Consider the following 14,806-nt stretch of genomic DNA (forward strand, 5'->3'; position numbering starts at 1 on the left):
AAGGTGAGGATGGCGCCAACGCCGGAATCACCGGGTCGGTCATACGAGAGGCGGCGGAAGATGGGGCAGGTGTGGGGGTTCGGCAGGTATGGCGGGCCCGAGGTGCAAGAGTTCTTCGATCGTCCCGATCCCGTCCCCGGTCGCGGCGAGGTGCTGATCCAGGTCGACGTCGCCGGCGTGAATCCCCTCGACCACTTTCTGCGCTCGGGTCTGGTCGACGGGCTCGACGGCGGGCGTCCGTTTCCCCGCGTGCTGGGCATGGAGGCAGCCGGAACCGTTCTCGCCCGGGGCGAGGACGTCGACGGGCTCGATGTGGGTGACGCGGTCTTCGGCTTCGCACTCACCGGTGGCGGCACCTACGCCGAGACGACGGTGCTGTCCGCGCCGAACACCGCGCGCATCCCGGAGGGCCTGTCCGCGACCGTGGCGGCAACGCTGCCGGTAGCCGGGACGACCGCGGTGGACGTGCTCGACCAGCTCGGCCTCCCGGCCGGTGCCACGATCCTGGTCAACGGAGTCGGGGGCGGGGTCGGCCGCACCGTGGCCCGGCTGGCCATCGGGCGCGAGCTGCGTGTGATCGGCACCGGAAGTACCGCCAAACGCGAGCACGCCGAGGCCGTCGGGGTGCGGTTCATCGACTACACCGCCGAGGACGTCTCCGCCGCGGCACGCGAGCTGGTTCCGGACGGCTTCGACGGAATCGTCGACCTGGCCGGAGGCCCCTCGCTGCGGACAGTCGCTCCGCTGGCCCGGGACCCCCGCAACGTCATCGCCGTGGGCGATATGTCCGTGCACGATCTCGGTGGGCGTTTCGTCGAGCGTCACGTCGACCGCGAGAACCTGGAGCGGTCGGCCCGGCTGGCCCTCGACGGACAACTCGCACCCGTCATCACCGCAGTCCATCCGCTCTCCGACGCCCCGGCCGCCCTCGCCACCGTCGAGAACGGCCACACCTCGGGCAAGGTCGTCATCAAGGTGGCATGAGAAGTGCCCGGCCGTCCGACGCCGGCGACCGTCCCTTGCGGACCGACGAGATCCCCTGGTCAGCGCACCATCGACTGAGCGCGTTCAGGCGTACGTCGACTTGGTCCGGCGTGCGCCGTCTTCAGCGCAGCTCGCGCCGGGCTGCCTCAACCCCCGGCCGCCTTACGGGGAATGAACGAGTGGCCCCGTCGATTCGCGCGTCTCGTCCGCCCCTCACCGCCCCGACAGCCGTGCACGCTCCCGCACGGGACCGCCCGCCGCCGGGGACGGGTGCGGAGGGGTTTGGTCACCGCCTTGCCCGCGGTGGGCCCGTCAGCTCGGGTCGTGTGCCGCGGCGAGCGCCCGCTGCCGTTCGGCGAGCAGCTGCCGGGTGAGCTCCTGGAAGCCGGCGGCCTCGTTGATGCGGGGGAACTCCTCGTCGGGTACCGGCACGTCGAGGAATTCGCACAACGGCTCCCATCCCTCGCTCACTTGGAAGACCAGCAGCCGTTCGGCCGGCACGGTGGCCTTCACTTCCTCGATGTGCCGGTTGAAGGTCTCGACGGCCTCGCGCTCGTCCATCTCGCTCAGCAGCCGGTCGCTGCCGACGTCCATGACGCGGGGCAGCAGTTCCTCGGTCAGGAACCGGTGGAAGGCGACGGCTTCCGGGTCGTCGCCCTGGGGCCGGGGGCGGTTCTCGCTGAAGATCGTGCGCTGGGTGCTCTCGTACCACCGGTGCGGGTCCCGCACGGTCAGCACGACCTTGGCTTCCGGCCACGCCTCCATCAGCTCGCGCCAGAAGACGCAGCCGGGGAAGTCGACCGTCGCCCGGTAGCCCTCGAAGACCCGCCGCACATCCACGGGGTCCTGGGCGAGCGCCTCCTGCCACAGCGGCATCTGCCGTGGGTTCGTGATCACTTCGGCCATGTGGTGACAGGGGTCGAAACCGAGCCTCTTGAGTGCTGCTTGCATCGACAACGTGCCGGTGCGGCCGTATCCGGCGCCAATCACGTCCATGCTCGTCGTCCCCTCCCATACGGTGACACTTCCGCGTGCGAACTGGACACTACGTCGCAGAGGACGGGGCGAGAAGGCCGCCTGACCTGGCTCCCGTACCGCTCCGGCCACCGTCCCGCGGCCGGAATCACACGCGGTCGGCGGCGTCCGCAACCCGTGGGAGACGGCGGGCGGAGCCGCTGTCGGGGTCACCGGGATTCCCGGGGTCTCCGGGGCTGTCGGGGCTGACGGGGCCGCCGGGGCTGTCGGGCTTCCGGGTCAGTCGCTTCCGTTGAGGAAATTGGACAGCGCGGCGGTGACGGCGTCGGGGTGTTCGTCCGGGATGAAGTGGCCCGCGTCCGGCACGACGGTCCCGGTGACGTTGTCGGCCCACGGGCTGAGGGAGGCCGCCATGTCGGGGATGGATCCGTGGCTGCTGGAGATCCCGAGGACCGGCACCGTCAAGTGGCGCTGTTCCAGGGCCTCGTGGTTCTTCTGCGCGGACGCGGCGGCGTGCCGGTAGTAGGCCAGGCAGGCGGGGAGTCCGCCGTCGGCGGCGAGGGCCGCGGCGTAGTGCCCGGTCTCGGCGTCGTCGAAGGTGCCGGGCGCGAGGGCCTTGGCGTCCAGGAACCAGCCGACGTACTCGCGTTCCCGGCCCGTGAGCAGTGTTTCGGGCAGGTCGGGCACGAGGTGGAAGACGAAATGCCAGGTCTTCCAGGCCGCCTGCGGATCGGTGGGGACGGCGTCGGGGAGGGTGATGCCCGGAATGCCGGCGTCGAGCAGGGCGAGACCGTGCAGCCGGCTCTCGTACTTCAGGGCGAGGGAGAAGGCGACCCAGGCACCGATGTCGTGGGCGACCAGCCAGTACGTCGGCACTCCGAGCGCCCGCACCGCGGCGTGGACGTATGCGGCGACCGTGTGCGTGTCGTAGCTGCCGTCGGGGCGTTCGGAGTGGCCCTGGCCCGGCAGGTCGATCGCGACGACGTGGAAGCGGTCGGCCAGGCCGGGCATCACCTTCCGCCATGCCCACCAGGTCTGGGGGAAGCCGGCGAGCAGCACGACGGCCGGGCCGTCGGGCCGGCCGCCCTCGACCGCGTGCAGGCGGACACCGTCCGCGTCGACCCAGCGGTGGGTGAAGCCGGCCAGGTCGTGCAGTGGCAGATCGCGGACCGGGTTGTCGGGGGCGTGGGCGGTGGTTCCCGGCTCGGTCATGGTTCTCCTCCGTCGCTGTCGGGTCCGTCGGTATCGGTGGGGCCGGTCCGGTGTGCCGGCCGGGCGGGGCGCGCGAGCGCGGTGGACACCGGGAGAGCGGCGCCCGTGTGCGTGCGTACTGCCTACACGCTAGCCATCCTGGATCGATCGGTCAAAGATAAGTCGGCCGATCGATCCGGGGACGCCAGGGGGGCGACGGAGACCGGCGCTCGGCGCCCGGAGCCCTCGCTGCCCCTCCAGCCGCGTGCCCGGAGAACCCGCATTCCCCTTGCCGTCCGGGCCCGTGACCGCAAGGCTTTCGGGTCCCTGCTCCACTTCCGCCCAGGAGGCTCCCGGTGATGACCTGGCGTCGGCTCGCCGAGCACGACTTCCCGCTGCTGAAGTCCTGGCTGGAGCAGCCGCACGTGGCCCGCTGGTGGAACCACGAGACCTCGGCGGAGGCGGTGGCACGGGACTTCGGCCCCGCCGCCAGGGGCGAGGAGCCCTCGGAGGACCTCCTCGTCCACCTCGGCAGCAGCCCCCTCGGCCTGGTCCAGCGTTGCCGGCTGTCCGACTACCCGGCGTATCTGGCCGAACTCGCCGTCCTGACCGAGGTTCCCGCCGGTGCGATGACCGTCGACTACCTGATCGGTGACCCGGAACGGGTCGGCCGAGGGCTCGGCCCGCGGATGATCCGGTCGGTGGTGCGGGCGACCTGGCACGACCATCCCGGCGCCCCCTGCGTCCTGGTGCCGGTGCCGGCGGCCAACCGGGCATCCTGGCGCGCGCTGGAGAAGGCCGGACTGCGCCGGATCGCCGAGGGCGACCTGGAGCCGGACAACCCCGTCGACGACCGCGCCCACTACCTCTACCGCGTCGACCGGCCGGCCACGCCGGAGCAGGAGCGGGACGGACGCCGGACCGGGTAGCGCAGATGCAGGGCACGGCGGCCCGCCCGGCCGGAAGCGCGAGGCCGGTCCGGGCGGGCGGCGTGGCCCGCTCAGCCCGTGATGGCGACCGTGGTCGCGGCGGCCACGAGCAGGGCGATGTACGTCCAGGCGTGCAGCGCGTCGGGGATGCGGGGCGGATTTCTGCGCAGCACGACGATGACCGGGATCGCGCCCACCATCAGCGCAAGGGCCGAGACGACGTCCACGGAGCCGACGAGGCCGGCGGACGAGGACGCCATGCCGCCGCGGGAGAGCAGCGAGACGGCCAGCGCCGGGGCGGCGATCGCGACGGTCAGCGGGTTCGCGAGGGAGGTGGCGACGGTCATGCTGAGCCCGCTGCGCCGCATCATCGGGACGGTCATCACGCTGCCGCCGACGCCGAAGAACGCGGCGATGGTGCCGATCGGCCCGCCGACCCAGTCCCCCCACGCACCGCCCGGGGACGCCCCCCGCTCCGCACCGGCCCCGGCCGCTCGGACAAAACCGGGACGCAGCAGCAGATCCAGCACGGTCACACCGACGTAGGCGACGAACCCCCAGCGCAGCAGCAGGTCCGGGGCGAACCGTGCGCCCAGGGCGCCGATCGCCCCGCCCACGCCGAGCAGGACGAACAGCACCCGCCGCCCCCGGAGCCTCGCCAGCACGTCCCGCCGCGTCGCCGTGGTCGCGACGACCGCGTTCACCAGCATCACCAGCGCGGACGTCGCCGTCGCGACGCGCAGCGCGTCACCGCCGAGCGCGATGTCGACCACGGCGATCACCGGGACGGTGACGAACCCGCCGCCGAAACCGAACAGCACGGTCGTCACACCGACGGCCAGACCGACCACGAGAAGAAGAACAACACTCACTCCTCCATCCCAGGTCACCAGCCCCATGGCGGACAAGCGAGCCTCTGACGAATCCTTTCGAGAGTTCGCCATACCCTGGGCGCATGCGCAACGTCTCGCTGGACGACGTCGACCACCTCCCCGTCGACGTGCTCCCCATCGGCACGGACTATCCCCCCGGCTATCTGCTGCCCCGCCACAGCCACCGCCGCGCACAGCTGCTGTACGGCGCCAGCGGCACCATGCTGGTCGAGACCGACGACGGCTCCTGGACCGTGCCCACCGACCGCGCCGTACTGATCCCGCCCGGCACCGCACACGAGGTGCACATGCTCTCCGTCTCGACCTGGAGCCTGTACATCGAGCCCGACGCCGTGCCGTGGTGGCCGGCCCGCTGCACCGTCGTCGACATCGGCCCGCTGCTGCGCGAACTGCTGCGCGCGGCCAACGAACTCCCCGCCGACTACGACGTGGACGGGCGGGACGGCGCCGTCACCCGTCTCGCGCTGTACGAACTCCGCCGGCTCAGCCCGCTCCCCACCGCGATCTCCCTGCCGCGGAACGAGCCCTACCGCTCGCTGTGCCGCGCCTATCTGGCCGCCCCCGACGTGTCCGTGACCAACGACGACTGGGCGCGCACCGCCGCCACGAGCACCCGGTCCCTCGACCGGCACTTCCGGGCCGAGACCGGCAGCAGCCCCGCGGCCTGGCGCGCCAAGGCCCGGCTGCTCGCCGGCCTGCCCCTGCTCCAGACCATGACCGTCACCCAGGTCGCGGCCCACCTCGGCTACGCGTCCCCGGCCGCCTTCACCGCCGCCTTCACCCGCACCTTCCACACCCCGCCCTCCGCGTTCACGCGCGGGGGCTGAACCCTGCCCGCCGCGCGGCGCGTGCCCGCCGCGGGGCGCGGCGGAAGCGCGGTCACTGCTCCAGGGCGCGTGCGAGCGCGCGGCGGGCCCGGTGCACGGCCGCCCGGTCGTGCTGGAGCTGCATGGCCGCGTTCAGGGCCAGTCCGGCGGCGACGATCTCGAACAGCGCCTGGTCGACGTCGAATCCGGCACGCAGCTCGCCGTTCTCCACCGCCGCGGTCAGGTCGGTCCGCAGCTGTCCCCGCCAGCGCGACCAGACTTCGGCGACCGCGTCGCGGACCCGGCCGGGGCGGCCGTCGTACTCGGAGAGCGCCGCGGTCATCAGACAGCCGCCGGGCAGGAGGGGTTTCTCCAGATAGTCCACGGAGTTGGCGCACACGGCGTTCAGCCGTCGCAGGCCGGGCGGCTCGGCCAGCGCGGGCTCGACCACCCGGTGCCAGAAGTCCACGAACGCCTTGTCCAGCGTGGAGATCTGGAGCGTCTCCTTGGTGCCGAAGTGCTTGTGCACCCCGGACTTGCTCATCTCCAGCTCATCCGCGAGCCGTCCGATGGTGATCCCGTCCAGCCCCTCCTCGGAGGCGATCTCGGCCGCACGGCCCAGGATCCGGCTCCGGGTGGCCCGCGCTTCGGCCGCTGAGCGTCGTGGTGACATGCGCCAAGCATAGCGCACGACCGTTCGCTATTGCTTTAGAGAACGACCGTGCGCTAAGTTCCGTGGCACTCACCGAACGAAGGAGTGCGACATGCGTGTACGACGACTGGGCTGGGCCGGAGTCGAGGTCGAGGCAGACGGCCGGCGGCTGGTGATCGACCTGGTGCAGGACCTGACACCGCTGTTCACGGGCTGGAAGCCCGGCACGGGCCTGACGTCACCGAGCGGCAAGGCCGACGCCGCACTCGTCACCCACCTCCACCGCGACCACACCGACGCCTCCGCGCTCGCGGACGTCCTGACGCCGGGAGCGCCGGTACTGCGCCCGGCCCCCGGCCACGGCGACGACGCGGACAACGTCCTCACACAGCCCGTCGAACGCGAACTGACCCGGCACCAGTTGGCCACCGAGATCGTCGACGTCTGGGAGAGCCGCGAACTCGGGCCGTTCCGCGCCACCGCCGTGCCCGCCGTCGACGGGCTGGGCGACCCCCAGGTGAACTGGGTGGTGGAGGCCGACGGACAGCGGATCCTGCACGGCGGCGACACGATGTTCCACGGCTCCTGGTGGCTCATCGCGCGCCGGTTCAGCCCGTTCGACGCGGTGTTCCTGCCCGCCAACGGCGCGGTGGTCGACGCACCGCACCTCCAGCCGCCGAGCCCCCTGCCCGCCGCACTGGACCCGTGGCAGGCCGCGGCGGCCGCGGAGATCCTCGACGCCCGGTACGCCGTGCCGGTGCACTACGAGCCCGAACAGCCGGACAAGATCCCCGGCTACGCCGAAGTCCCCGACCCGGAGAAGGAGTTCCGCACACACGCCGGACAGCGCGCCCGCATACTGCCCGTCGGCACCTGGCTGGACCTCACCTCCTGAACGAAACCTCGCCCTCCGGCAGGGCCTTCCCTTCTGAGCGGGGCCTCGCCTCCCGAGCGGGGCCTCGCCTCCCAAGCGGGGCCCCGCTTCCCGAGCGGGGCCCCGCTTCCCGAGCAGGACCCCGCTTCCCGAGCAGGACCCCGCTTCCCGAGCAGGGCCTCTTCCGAACGGGAATCCGCCGTGCCGACCGGGGCCGGTCGCGCCGCACAGGGGGCGCTCGGGTTCAGTCGCGCTTGTGTGCGACGCCGACCCACACGCCCGTCTCCGCCGGGGAGATCATGCCGGGCAGGGTCGGCAGGTCGGTGTCCAGCGCGAGGTCCGGGCGCCAGTCGCAGGAAGGCACCAGGAACGGCTCGACCGGCTCCAGGCCCTCGAAGAACCGCCCCACCTCGTCCCGGGACGCCAGCCGCAACGGCATACCGGCCTTCTCGTAGACGCGCGCGACGGCCGCCATGCCCTCCTCGACGACCCCCTCGCCCTCCGCGCCGTCGTCGTGTTCACCTGCGTCGTGTTCACCCGTGATGTGGCTGAGCGCGAGCAGGCTGCCGGGGGCCAGCGGGCCCAGCAGGGAGCGGACGATGCCGTAGGACTCCTCGGCGTCGACGACGAAATGCAGCAGCGCGACGAGGCTGACGGCGACCGGTTCGCTGAAGTCCAGGGTGCGCCGGGCCCGTTCGAGGATCGTCTCCGGCTCGCGGACATCGGCCTCGATGTAGTCCGTGCGCCCCTGCGCCGTGCCGGTGAGCAGGGCGCGGGCGAAGTTCAGGACGATCGGGTCGTTGTCGACATAGACCACGCGCGCGTCGGGGCGGTACATCTGTGCGACCTGATGCAGGTTCGGCTGCGTGGGGATGCCCGTCCCGATGTCGAGGAACTGGCGTATTCCGGCGGTCTCGGCGGCGTACCGCGTCGCGCGGTGCATGAAGGCCCGGTTGAGCCGGGAGGCGATCATCGCGTTGGGGTAGGCGGTGAGCGCTTTCGCCGCTGCGCGGCGGTCGCTCGGATAGTTGGTACGGCCACCCAGATAGAAGTCGTACATGCGCGCCGAGTGCGGCCGCTGCTGCCCCAGCGGATCCTCGCCGCTCTCCATGCCCCTGCCCTCCGTCCTCCTGCCCTGCACACCGCACCCGACCACGACCCCGCCGATGTGACAAGTCTCGGGCACCTGCCGCTGGTTCGCCTCTCGGCGTCCCCAAGTGGCGCCCCGAGAACTCTTGTTCGGGCCGATCGGGGGCTCGGGAAGGGCGGAGCCGCGCACGGAAACGACGGAGCATTCGAACAACTCGCGCTGTCATGCGAGCACTTCGCGCCGCATGGCCGGTGCCCACGACTATCGTTGCTCGTCACAACAGCACGCACAGGGGGTCGGATGCACAGCGACGGCACAGCGGGGGACGGCTCCGGGGACGTTCCGGGCATGGTGATCGCTCATCGCTACCGGCTGGAGAAACCGCTGGGGCGGGGCGGTATGGGAGTGGTCTGGGAGGCGCTCGACACGAGCCTGGACCGCAAGGTGGCGGTGAAGGGCCTGCTGTATCCGGGCATGGCGCCCGTCACCCGGGCGCAGTGGGTGAGCCGGGCCCGCCGCGAGGCGCAGGCCATCGCCAGGATCGAGCATCAGAACGTCGTCGCCGTGCACGATGTGATCGAGGACGGCGAGCAGGTCTGGATCGTGATGGAGCTGCTCAACTCCCGCTCGCTCGCCGACCTGTTGTCCGAACAGCAGCAGCTCACGGTGCCGCACACGGCGCGTATCGGCCTCCAGGTGCTGCGCGGACTCAAGGCCGTGCACGAAGCGGGTGTGGTGCACCGTGATGTGAAGCCCCACAACATCCTCTTCCGGCCCGACGGGCGCGCCCTCCTCATGGACTTCGGGATCGCCACCTTCGAGGGCGCCGTCCAGGTCACCCGTACCCACGAACTCATCGGCACGGCGCAGTACCTGGCGCCCGAGCTGCTCGGCCCCGCCCCGGACGGGTCGCGCGCCGCGACCGCCGCGTCCGATCTGTGGGCGCTGGGCATCACGCTGTACGAGATGGTGGAGGGCCGACGCCCCTTCGAGGGCCTCACCGACCTCGAAGTCCTCGTCGCCGTACGGGAGTCGCCCGTACCGCCCATGAAGTACGCCGGGCCGCTGTCCCCGCTCATCGAGGCGCTGCTGCGCAAGGATCCCGCGCGGCGCCCGGACGCCGCCGAGGCGGAACAGCTGCTCCAGGCCGTCACTCTGGACTCCCTCGCTCTCGACACGGCGGTCGGTCCCGGACCCGGGCCCGGGCCGGTTCCGGGGCACGCGGCCGGGGCCGGGGCCGGGGCGGGAACGGCGGCGCGGACGGCCGGGGCAGGAGCGGGGGCGACGGCCGGGGATCCGCCGGGGCCCGGCAGCGGGCGGACGCCCGGGGCCGGACGCCGGGAGGAGGGGGCCCGCCGGCGCGGGGACCGGTGGAAGGTGCCGGTCGCGGTGGTGTGCACGGCGTTGCTCGCCGGGGGCGCGTGGCTGGTCTGGGGCCGGCCGGACACTTCCGGTGGAAAGGGGGGCGAGGCATCGGACGCGGCAGGGGGCGGCGAGCGGTACCGGGACACGGACGACACGCTCCAGATCGGCGTCAAGACCGATCAGCCCGGGCTCAGCGTCCGGCTGGGCACCACCGACAAGTACCGGGGTTTCGAGCCTGATCTGGCGAAAGCGATCGGCACACGCATGGGCTACCCGGAGAAGAACGTCGAGTTCGTCCCCGTCACCACCGGCGACCGCGACGACCAACTGATCACCGGCCAGGTAGATCTCGTCATCGCCACCTACAGCATCGACGAGAAGCGCAACAAGGACGAGGAGGTGGACTTCGTCGGGCCCTACTACACCCCGATGATGGCCCTCCTGGTGAAGAACCAGCGGTACAAGGATCTCGACGACCTCCAGGACTCCCCGACGTCCGAGGTCTGCACGGCCCGGAATTCGACATACGACGACGACTGGTTCAAGAAGTACCGGCTGACCCCGAAGAAGAACCTCCCCGGCACCTACGAGAAGTGCATCAGCGCCCTGGAGGACCGGAGGACCCGGATGGACGCGGTGGCCACGGACGATGTCATCGCGGAAGGCTACGCCCACAGCCATCCGGGCTGGAAGACGCTCCGGGTCAGCCGCGACCCGGAAGGCTACGGCGTCGCCCTCAAGCGGTCCGACGACAAGAGCACCCGGCTCCTCAAACGGGATGTGTGCCGCGCCCTGTCCGGAGTCATGACGAAACCGTCCACCGGGAAGTCGCAGTACGAGACCCTCTACGACCGCCATCTGAAGCCGATTCTCGGCCGGAGCGCCCCGGACGCGCCGGACCTGACCCAGTGCGGCGGCCAACGGTAGCCGGCGCCCGTCCGTTACCGGTCGCCGCGCGGCATACCGTCCACGGCCGCCACGGTCGTGGTGACGCGGGTCAGCGCGGGCGCCCGGGGCACCGAGCCGAAGCCGAACCGTACGGGCGGCTCGACCGGTGCCGGTCCGCCCAGGTCGGTGCCGTCGAGAGAGGCCCGGAGGGCACCGATCGGGAGAAGATCGCGCGCCCCGTACCACTCCCGGCGGCCCGCCACGGCGCTGCCCCGCGTGCGCACCCCGGGGAGCAGCAGCCGAGCAGGCCGGTCCGTCAGCGCGCTCCACACCGGCCGACCGGCGAGCGGGCCGGGAACGGCACGCAGGAGACGACCGAGGAAGCCGCGGGGACGGATACTGAAGCGCAGATCGAGCGGGCCCGCGGCGACCGTCCAGCTCGGCCCGGCGACGCACACCTCGACCGGGACCACACGCACCGTGTCGAAGAGATACGTGCCCCGGATGAACTCCGCCGTCTCCTGCGTCGGCGCGAACAACACCCGTTCCCCGTCGCCCTGTTCGAGCATCACGTCGCTGAACGCGCCGAACGGTGACCGCTCCCAGTGACCGAGCACGATGCGCGTCCCCGACGAGGTGCCCATACCGGCGATCCAGCCGTGGAAGCGCCACCGGGGACGCCGAGCGCCCCCGCCAGGAATCCGGCCGCCCATCCGCACCTCCCACCGACCCACATCCGCCCCGGCACCCGCTCCGGGCCGCTTCCGCAGGGCCTCCGGCCCGCGGTCTCCAGGGCCATGTGCGGCGGGTCCCCCTCCGGCGGGCACGGGAAACGGTGGCGGAGGGGTGCCCGTCCGGGCGGGACGGCGCGGCGGGCGTCCCCGCACCGGCGGGCGGTCGGGGAGCCGGCGGGCGATCGGAGGGGCCGCGGGCGGTCGGAGGGCAGCAGGCGGTCGGAAGGGCGGCGGGCAGTCGGAGGGCGGCAGGCAGCCGGAGAGCCGGCAGGCGGTCGGAGGGCGACGGGCAGTCGGAGAGCCGGCGGGCGGTCGGGAGGGCGGCAGGTAGAGGACCGGCGCAGTCCTCCGGCCGTGCGCGCCGTGGCTAGGCGGCCGCCGCCCCGCTCTGTGCCGCCTTGTCCTGCCGGGCGGTCAGCCGGGAGCCGGACTCGCGGCGGGCGGCGCGGCGGAGCAGGGGTATCGCGAGGAGGAACCCCAGGACGGCCCAACCGGTCAACACCAGGGCGACCATGGGCAGTTCCCACGCCCCTGCCGGCTCGCCCGCCCGCGCGGCGTCCGGCAGCAGCGCCGAACGCAGACCCTGGGCCATCCATTTGAGCGGGAAGGCGGAGGCCACCTGCTGGACGGCCGTGGGCAGCGCGGTGATCGGGAAGACCGCGCCGGAGGTGACCAGCAGACCCATCGTGGGCAGCATGATCAAGGCGAGGGCCTCGCGTGGGTTGGGCAGCACGGCGCCGATGGCCGCGCCCAGCGGGACGACCGCGAGCAGCCCGAGTGTGGTGACCCACAGCAGCGTCAGCCAGTCCCCCGGCCCGTGCGGCAACGGCCCGTCCACCAGCAGCGCCCCGGCCCCGATCAGCAGGACGAGGTTGCCGAGCGCCATACCGAGGATCAGCAGACACTTGGCGACGAGGTAGGCCGGTATCCCCCGGGGCGTGGCACGCAGCCGCAGCAGGACACCCTCCTCCCGCTCGGTCACGAGCATCTGCGGAAGGGTGACCAGGCCGATCTGGAACAGCAGATAGGCGGCGAAGCCCGCGATCACCAGGTGGGATATCGGGGTGCTGGTGCCGGGCACCTTGCCACTGATGTACGCGGCGATCGGCAACGCGATGGCCACATTGAGCAGATGGCCGGACATCTCCTTGGGATTGCGCAGCAGGAGCCGCAGTTCGATGACGCCGCGGAGGAGGCCGGTCCGCCAGGGGCCGGGAACGCGGCGCCGCGGCGGCCCCGCCCCGCCCGGGACACCGCCCCCGCCCACCGGTCCCGCCCCCGCCACTCCGGCCACTTCTGCCGCTCCGTCCGCTCCGACCGCTGCGCTCACCGTGTCCACCGCGTCCACGGCGTCCGCCTCGTGTGCCTCGTCAGCCTCTGCCGCCGCTGCCGGGCCGTCCGCCGCCGGTGTGCCGTGGCTCGCCTGTGTGTTCCTCATACGGTCCGCACCTCCCCGTTCGCGGCCGTGTCCGTGCCGCCGTCCTCCTGGTGGACCATGTGCAGATAGGTGTCCTCCAGCGTCGGTCGGCGCACCTCCAGGCCCGGGATCGGGCCGTCCACGGCACGGTGCAGCTCCCAGACCAGCTGCGAGGGGTCGGCCGTGCGTTCACGGCGGGGCGTGCCGTCCTCGTCCGTCCAGCGGACCTCGGCCTGTGCGGCGGCCCTGCGGGCCAGTTCCGACGGGGTGCCGCAGGCCCGGATCCGGCCGCCGACCAGCATGGCGATCCGGTCCGCGAGCCGCTCGGCCTCCGCCAGGTCGTGCGTCGTCAGCAGGACGGTGACGCCTTCCTCGCGGGCCAGCCGCTCGACCAGGACGTGGAACTCACGCCGGGCCTCGGGATCGAAGCCGGTGGTCGGCTCGTCCAGGAAGAGCAGCTCGGGGCGGCCGACGATGCCGAGCGCGACGTCCAGCCGCCGGCGCTGGCCGCCGGACAGCCGCTCCACCTGCTGCCCGGCCTGGCCGGTGAGACCGACCAGTGCCAGCAGTTCGGCCGGATCGCGCGGCTCCGGGTAGTACGTCGCGAAGTGCCCCAGCAGTTCGGCGACCCGCCAGCGGCGGTGATCGCGCCAGGACTGGAGGACCAGCCCGATGCGGCCGCGCCAGGTGTCGTCGCCCCGCGCCGGGTCGGCGCCGAGGACGCCGACCTCCCCGCCGGAGCGCTGCCGGAAGCCCTCCAGGATCTCGACCGTGGTGGTCTTGCCCGCGCCGTTGGGCCCCAGCAGGGCGAGGATCTCCCCGCGGTACAGCTCCAGATCGACACCGCGGAGGACGTCGACACCGCCGTACGCCATCGTCAGGCCGCGGGCGCTGACCACCGGGTGGCCGGCGGCGCCCGGACCGGCGGAGCCGTGCCCGGGGTCCGCGGGGGCGAACGGTGCGGCCGAGGGGCCGGCCGGAGGTGACGAGGCGGGCAGGGTGCGGGTGTGCGGTTGCGGTCTCATCGCCCTGCCTTCGCTCGGTGCCGTGGCCGTTCCGTTCCGGTCGGACCGGTCGCCGCCGGCTCGGCCGCCGCCTTCGCCTCGGCGGCGTCCGCCGGTGCCGCCGCGCCCGCTTCCGCGGTGGGCCCGGCCCCGGCGACGATCGCCCGGAGCGCCGCCACATGGCCCTCGAAGGCGGTGCGGCCGCGGTCGGTCAGCCGTACCCGGGTGCGCCGCTTCCGGCCGCCGCCCTCCTTGAGCACCTCCAGATATCCGGCCTCCTCCAGGGTGTGCAGCTGCTTGGACAGCGCGGAGTCGCTGAGCGAGAGGCTGTCGCGGACGAAGCCGAAGTCCGCCCACTCGGTGGCGGCGAGCAGCGAGACGACCGACAACCGCGTGGCGGGATGGATCAGTTCGTCGAAACCGGCGGGGGTGCTCATCGGCCCGCACCCCCCGGCACCGCCGGTTCGCCGCTTTCCCGCACCGATCCGGCGGCCCAGCGGCCGGCCGGCCCGGCGAACAGCAGGAAAGCGGCCACCGAGACGGTGGCGTGCAGCGGCCCCGCGAGCAGCGGTTCCAGGCCGTCGACGAGGCGCGCGGTGAGCAGGACCGACGCCCCCGTCAGCGCTCCCGCCGCGAGGAAGACGGCGGTCGTCCGCCAGGTGTACCGGGAGCGGTGCAGGCGCAGCCGGCTCCGGCGGTTGTGCCATACGACCAGGACGGCGAGCACCGCGATGTACACGGTGAGGACCGGCCAGATCACCCACCGGGGCGGGTCCATCCCCAGGACGGCCAGGAAGACCCACATCAGCGCGCCCGTGCTGTAGATGGCGCCGGGGCCACCGGACGCGTTCCGCTCGACCTCGTCGTACACCCGCTCCTGCGGCACCCTGATGCGCTGCAACTCCTGCCACGCCTGCTCGGCGTCCACCGGCGTACTCATGGACCTCGCCTCCCCGTTTCACTTTCCTGGTAGGCAAGTTACCTTCGTCTTTCCGGGTGGGCAA

General features: G+C 72.7%; 15 protein-coding genes. 5 read left to right on the forward strand and 10 right to left on the reverse strand.

From position 1 onward, the window contains the following. Nucleotides 1-102 precede the first annotated feature (102 nt). Nucleotides 103-984, forward strand: a complete 882-nt coding sequence (locus SCA03_RS13340; RefSeq protein WP_169729666.1) for an NADP-dependent oxidoreductase — start codon at nucleotides 103-105, stop codon at nucleotides 982-984. A gap of 312 nt (nucleotides 985-1,296) precedes the next feature. Here SCA03_RS13340 and SCA03_RS13345 read toward each other — a convergent pair whose 3' ends face one another. Then, the gene (locus tag SCA03_RS13345; protein WP_086816909.1) at nucleotides 1,297-1,980 is read right to left on the reverse strand and encodes a sulfotransferase family protein; all 684 of its coding nucleotides are present in this window, start codon (nucleotides 1,978-1,980) and stop codon (nucleotides 1,297-1,299) included. A gap of 258 nt (nucleotides 1,981-2,238) precedes the next feature. Further along, a complete protein-coding gene (locus tag SCA03_RS13350) occupies nucleotides 2,239-3,171 on the reverse strand; it encodes an alpha/beta fold hydrolase (RefSeq protein WP_086816907.1) in 933 nt (310 codons plus the stop codon). 335 nt (nucleotides 3,172-3,506) lie between these two features. Here SCA03_RS13350 and SCA03_RS13355 point away from each other — a divergent pair, with 335 nt between their 5' ends. After that, nucleotides 3,507-4,079 carry a GNAT family N-acetyltransferase gene (locus SCA03_RS13355; RefSeq protein ID WP_086816905.1) on the forward strand — a complete coding sequence of 191 codons (573 nt, stop codon included), beginning with the start codon at nucleotides 3,507-3,509 and terminating at the stop codon, nucleotides 4,077-4,079. Between the two features lie 71 nt (nucleotides 4,080-4,150). On the opposite strand, the gene SCA03_RS13360 is transcribed toward SCA03_RS13355, so the two are convergent. Further along, entirely contained in the window at nucleotides 4,151-4,951 is an 801-nt protein-coding gene (locus SCA03_RS13360; protein ID WP_170223837.1) for a sulfite exporter TauE/SafE family protein, read from the reverse strand. 83 nt (nucleotides 4,952-5,034) lie between these two features. Between SCA03_RS13360 and SCA03_RS13365 the strand changes: the two genes are divergently transcribed. After that, nucleotides 5,035-5,799: an AraC family transcriptional regulator gene (locus SCA03_RS13365; protein ID WP_030880109.1), complete on the forward strand. Its 765-nt coding sequence runs from the start codon at nucleotides 5,035-5,037 to the stop codon at nucleotides 5,797-5,799. Nucleotides 5,800-5,851: 52 nt separating this feature from the next. Here the strand turns inward: SCA03_RS13365 and SCA03_RS13370 are convergent, their stop codons facing one another. After that, a complete protein-coding gene (locus SCA03_RS13370) occupies nucleotides 5,852-6,451 on the reverse strand; it encodes a TetR family transcriptional regulator C-terminal domain-containing protein (RefSeq protein WP_030880112.1) in 600 nt (199 codons plus the stop codon). A gap of 91 nt (nucleotides 6,452-6,542) precedes the next feature. On the opposite strand from SCA03_RS13370, the gene SCA03_RS13375 reads away from it, so the two are divergent. After that, complete coding sequence (locus tag SCA03_RS13375; RefSeq protein ID WP_086818340.1) at nucleotides 6,543-7,325, forward strand: MBL fold metallo-hydrolase; 783 nt, start codon at nucleotides 6,543-6,545, stop codon at nucleotides 7,323-7,325. 223 nt (nucleotides 7,326-7,548) lie between these two features. On the opposite strand, the gene SCA03_RS13380 is transcribed toward SCA03_RS13375, so the two are convergent. Continuing rightward, nucleotides 7,549-8,415, reverse strand: coding sequence for an SAM-dependent methyltransferase (locus SCA03_RS13380; RefSeq protein WP_030880118.1), 867 nt, complete (start codon nucleotides 8,413-8,415; stop codon nucleotides 7,549-7,551). A 327-nt stretch (nucleotides 8,416-8,742) separates the two neighbouring features. Between SCA03_RS13380 and SCA03_RS13385 the strand changes: the two genes are divergently transcribed. Further along, nucleotides 8,743-10,686, forward strand: coding sequence for a serine/threonine-protein kinase (locus SCA03_RS13385; protein WP_230988635.1), 1,944 nt, complete (start codon nucleotides 8,743-8,745; stop codon nucleotides 10,684-10,686). Between the two features lie 14 nt (nucleotides 10,687-10,700). Here the strand turns inward: SCA03_RS13385 and SCA03_RS13390 are convergent, their stop codons facing one another. From SCA03_RS13390 to SCA03_RS13410, 5 genes are all read right to left on the reverse strand, one after another. Then, entirely contained in the window at nucleotides 10,701-11,360 is a 660-nt protein-coding gene (locus SCA03_RS13390; protein WP_086818420.1) for a hypothetical protein, read from the reverse strand. Nucleotides 11,361-11,748: 388 nt separating this feature from the next. Beyond that, nucleotides 11,749-12,648 carry an ABC transporter permease gene (locus tag SCA03_RS13395; RefSeq protein WP_371863933.1) on the reverse strand — a complete coding sequence of 300 codons (900 nt, stop codon included), beginning with the start codon at nucleotides 12,646-12,648 and terminating at the stop codon, nucleotides 11,749-11,751. Nucleotides 12,649-12,815: 167 nt separating this feature from the next. Beyond that, entirely contained in the window at nucleotides 12,816-13,673 is an 858-nt protein-coding gene (locus tag SCA03_RS13400; RefSeq protein WP_141275400.1) for an ABC transporter ATP-binding protein, read from the reverse strand. A gap of 146 nt (nucleotides 13,674-13,819) precedes the next feature. Beyond that, nucleotides 13,820-14,239, reverse strand: coding sequence for a transcriptional regulator (locus tag SCA03_RS13405; protein WP_230988636.1), 420 nt, complete (start codon nucleotides 14,237-14,239; stop codon nucleotides 13,820-13,822). Beyond that, nucleotides 14,236-14,742 carry a hypothetical protein gene (locus tag SCA03_RS13410; protein WP_030892957.1) on the reverse strand — a complete coding sequence of 169 codons (507 nt, stop codon included), beginning with the start codon at nucleotides 14,740-14,742 and terminating at the stop codon, nucleotides 14,236-14,238. The genes SCA03_RS13405 and SCA03_RS13410 overlap by 4 nt, the downstream gene beginning before the upstream one ends. Nucleotides 14,743-14,806 lie beyond the last annotated feature (64 nt).

Origin of the sequence: Streptomyces cacaoi (genome assembly GCF_006539165.1) — a bacterium.
In the GTDB taxonomy this organism is placed as follows: domain Bacteria; phylum Actinomycetota; class Actinomycetes; order Streptomycetales; family Streptomycetaceae; genus Streptomyces; species Streptomyces cacaoi.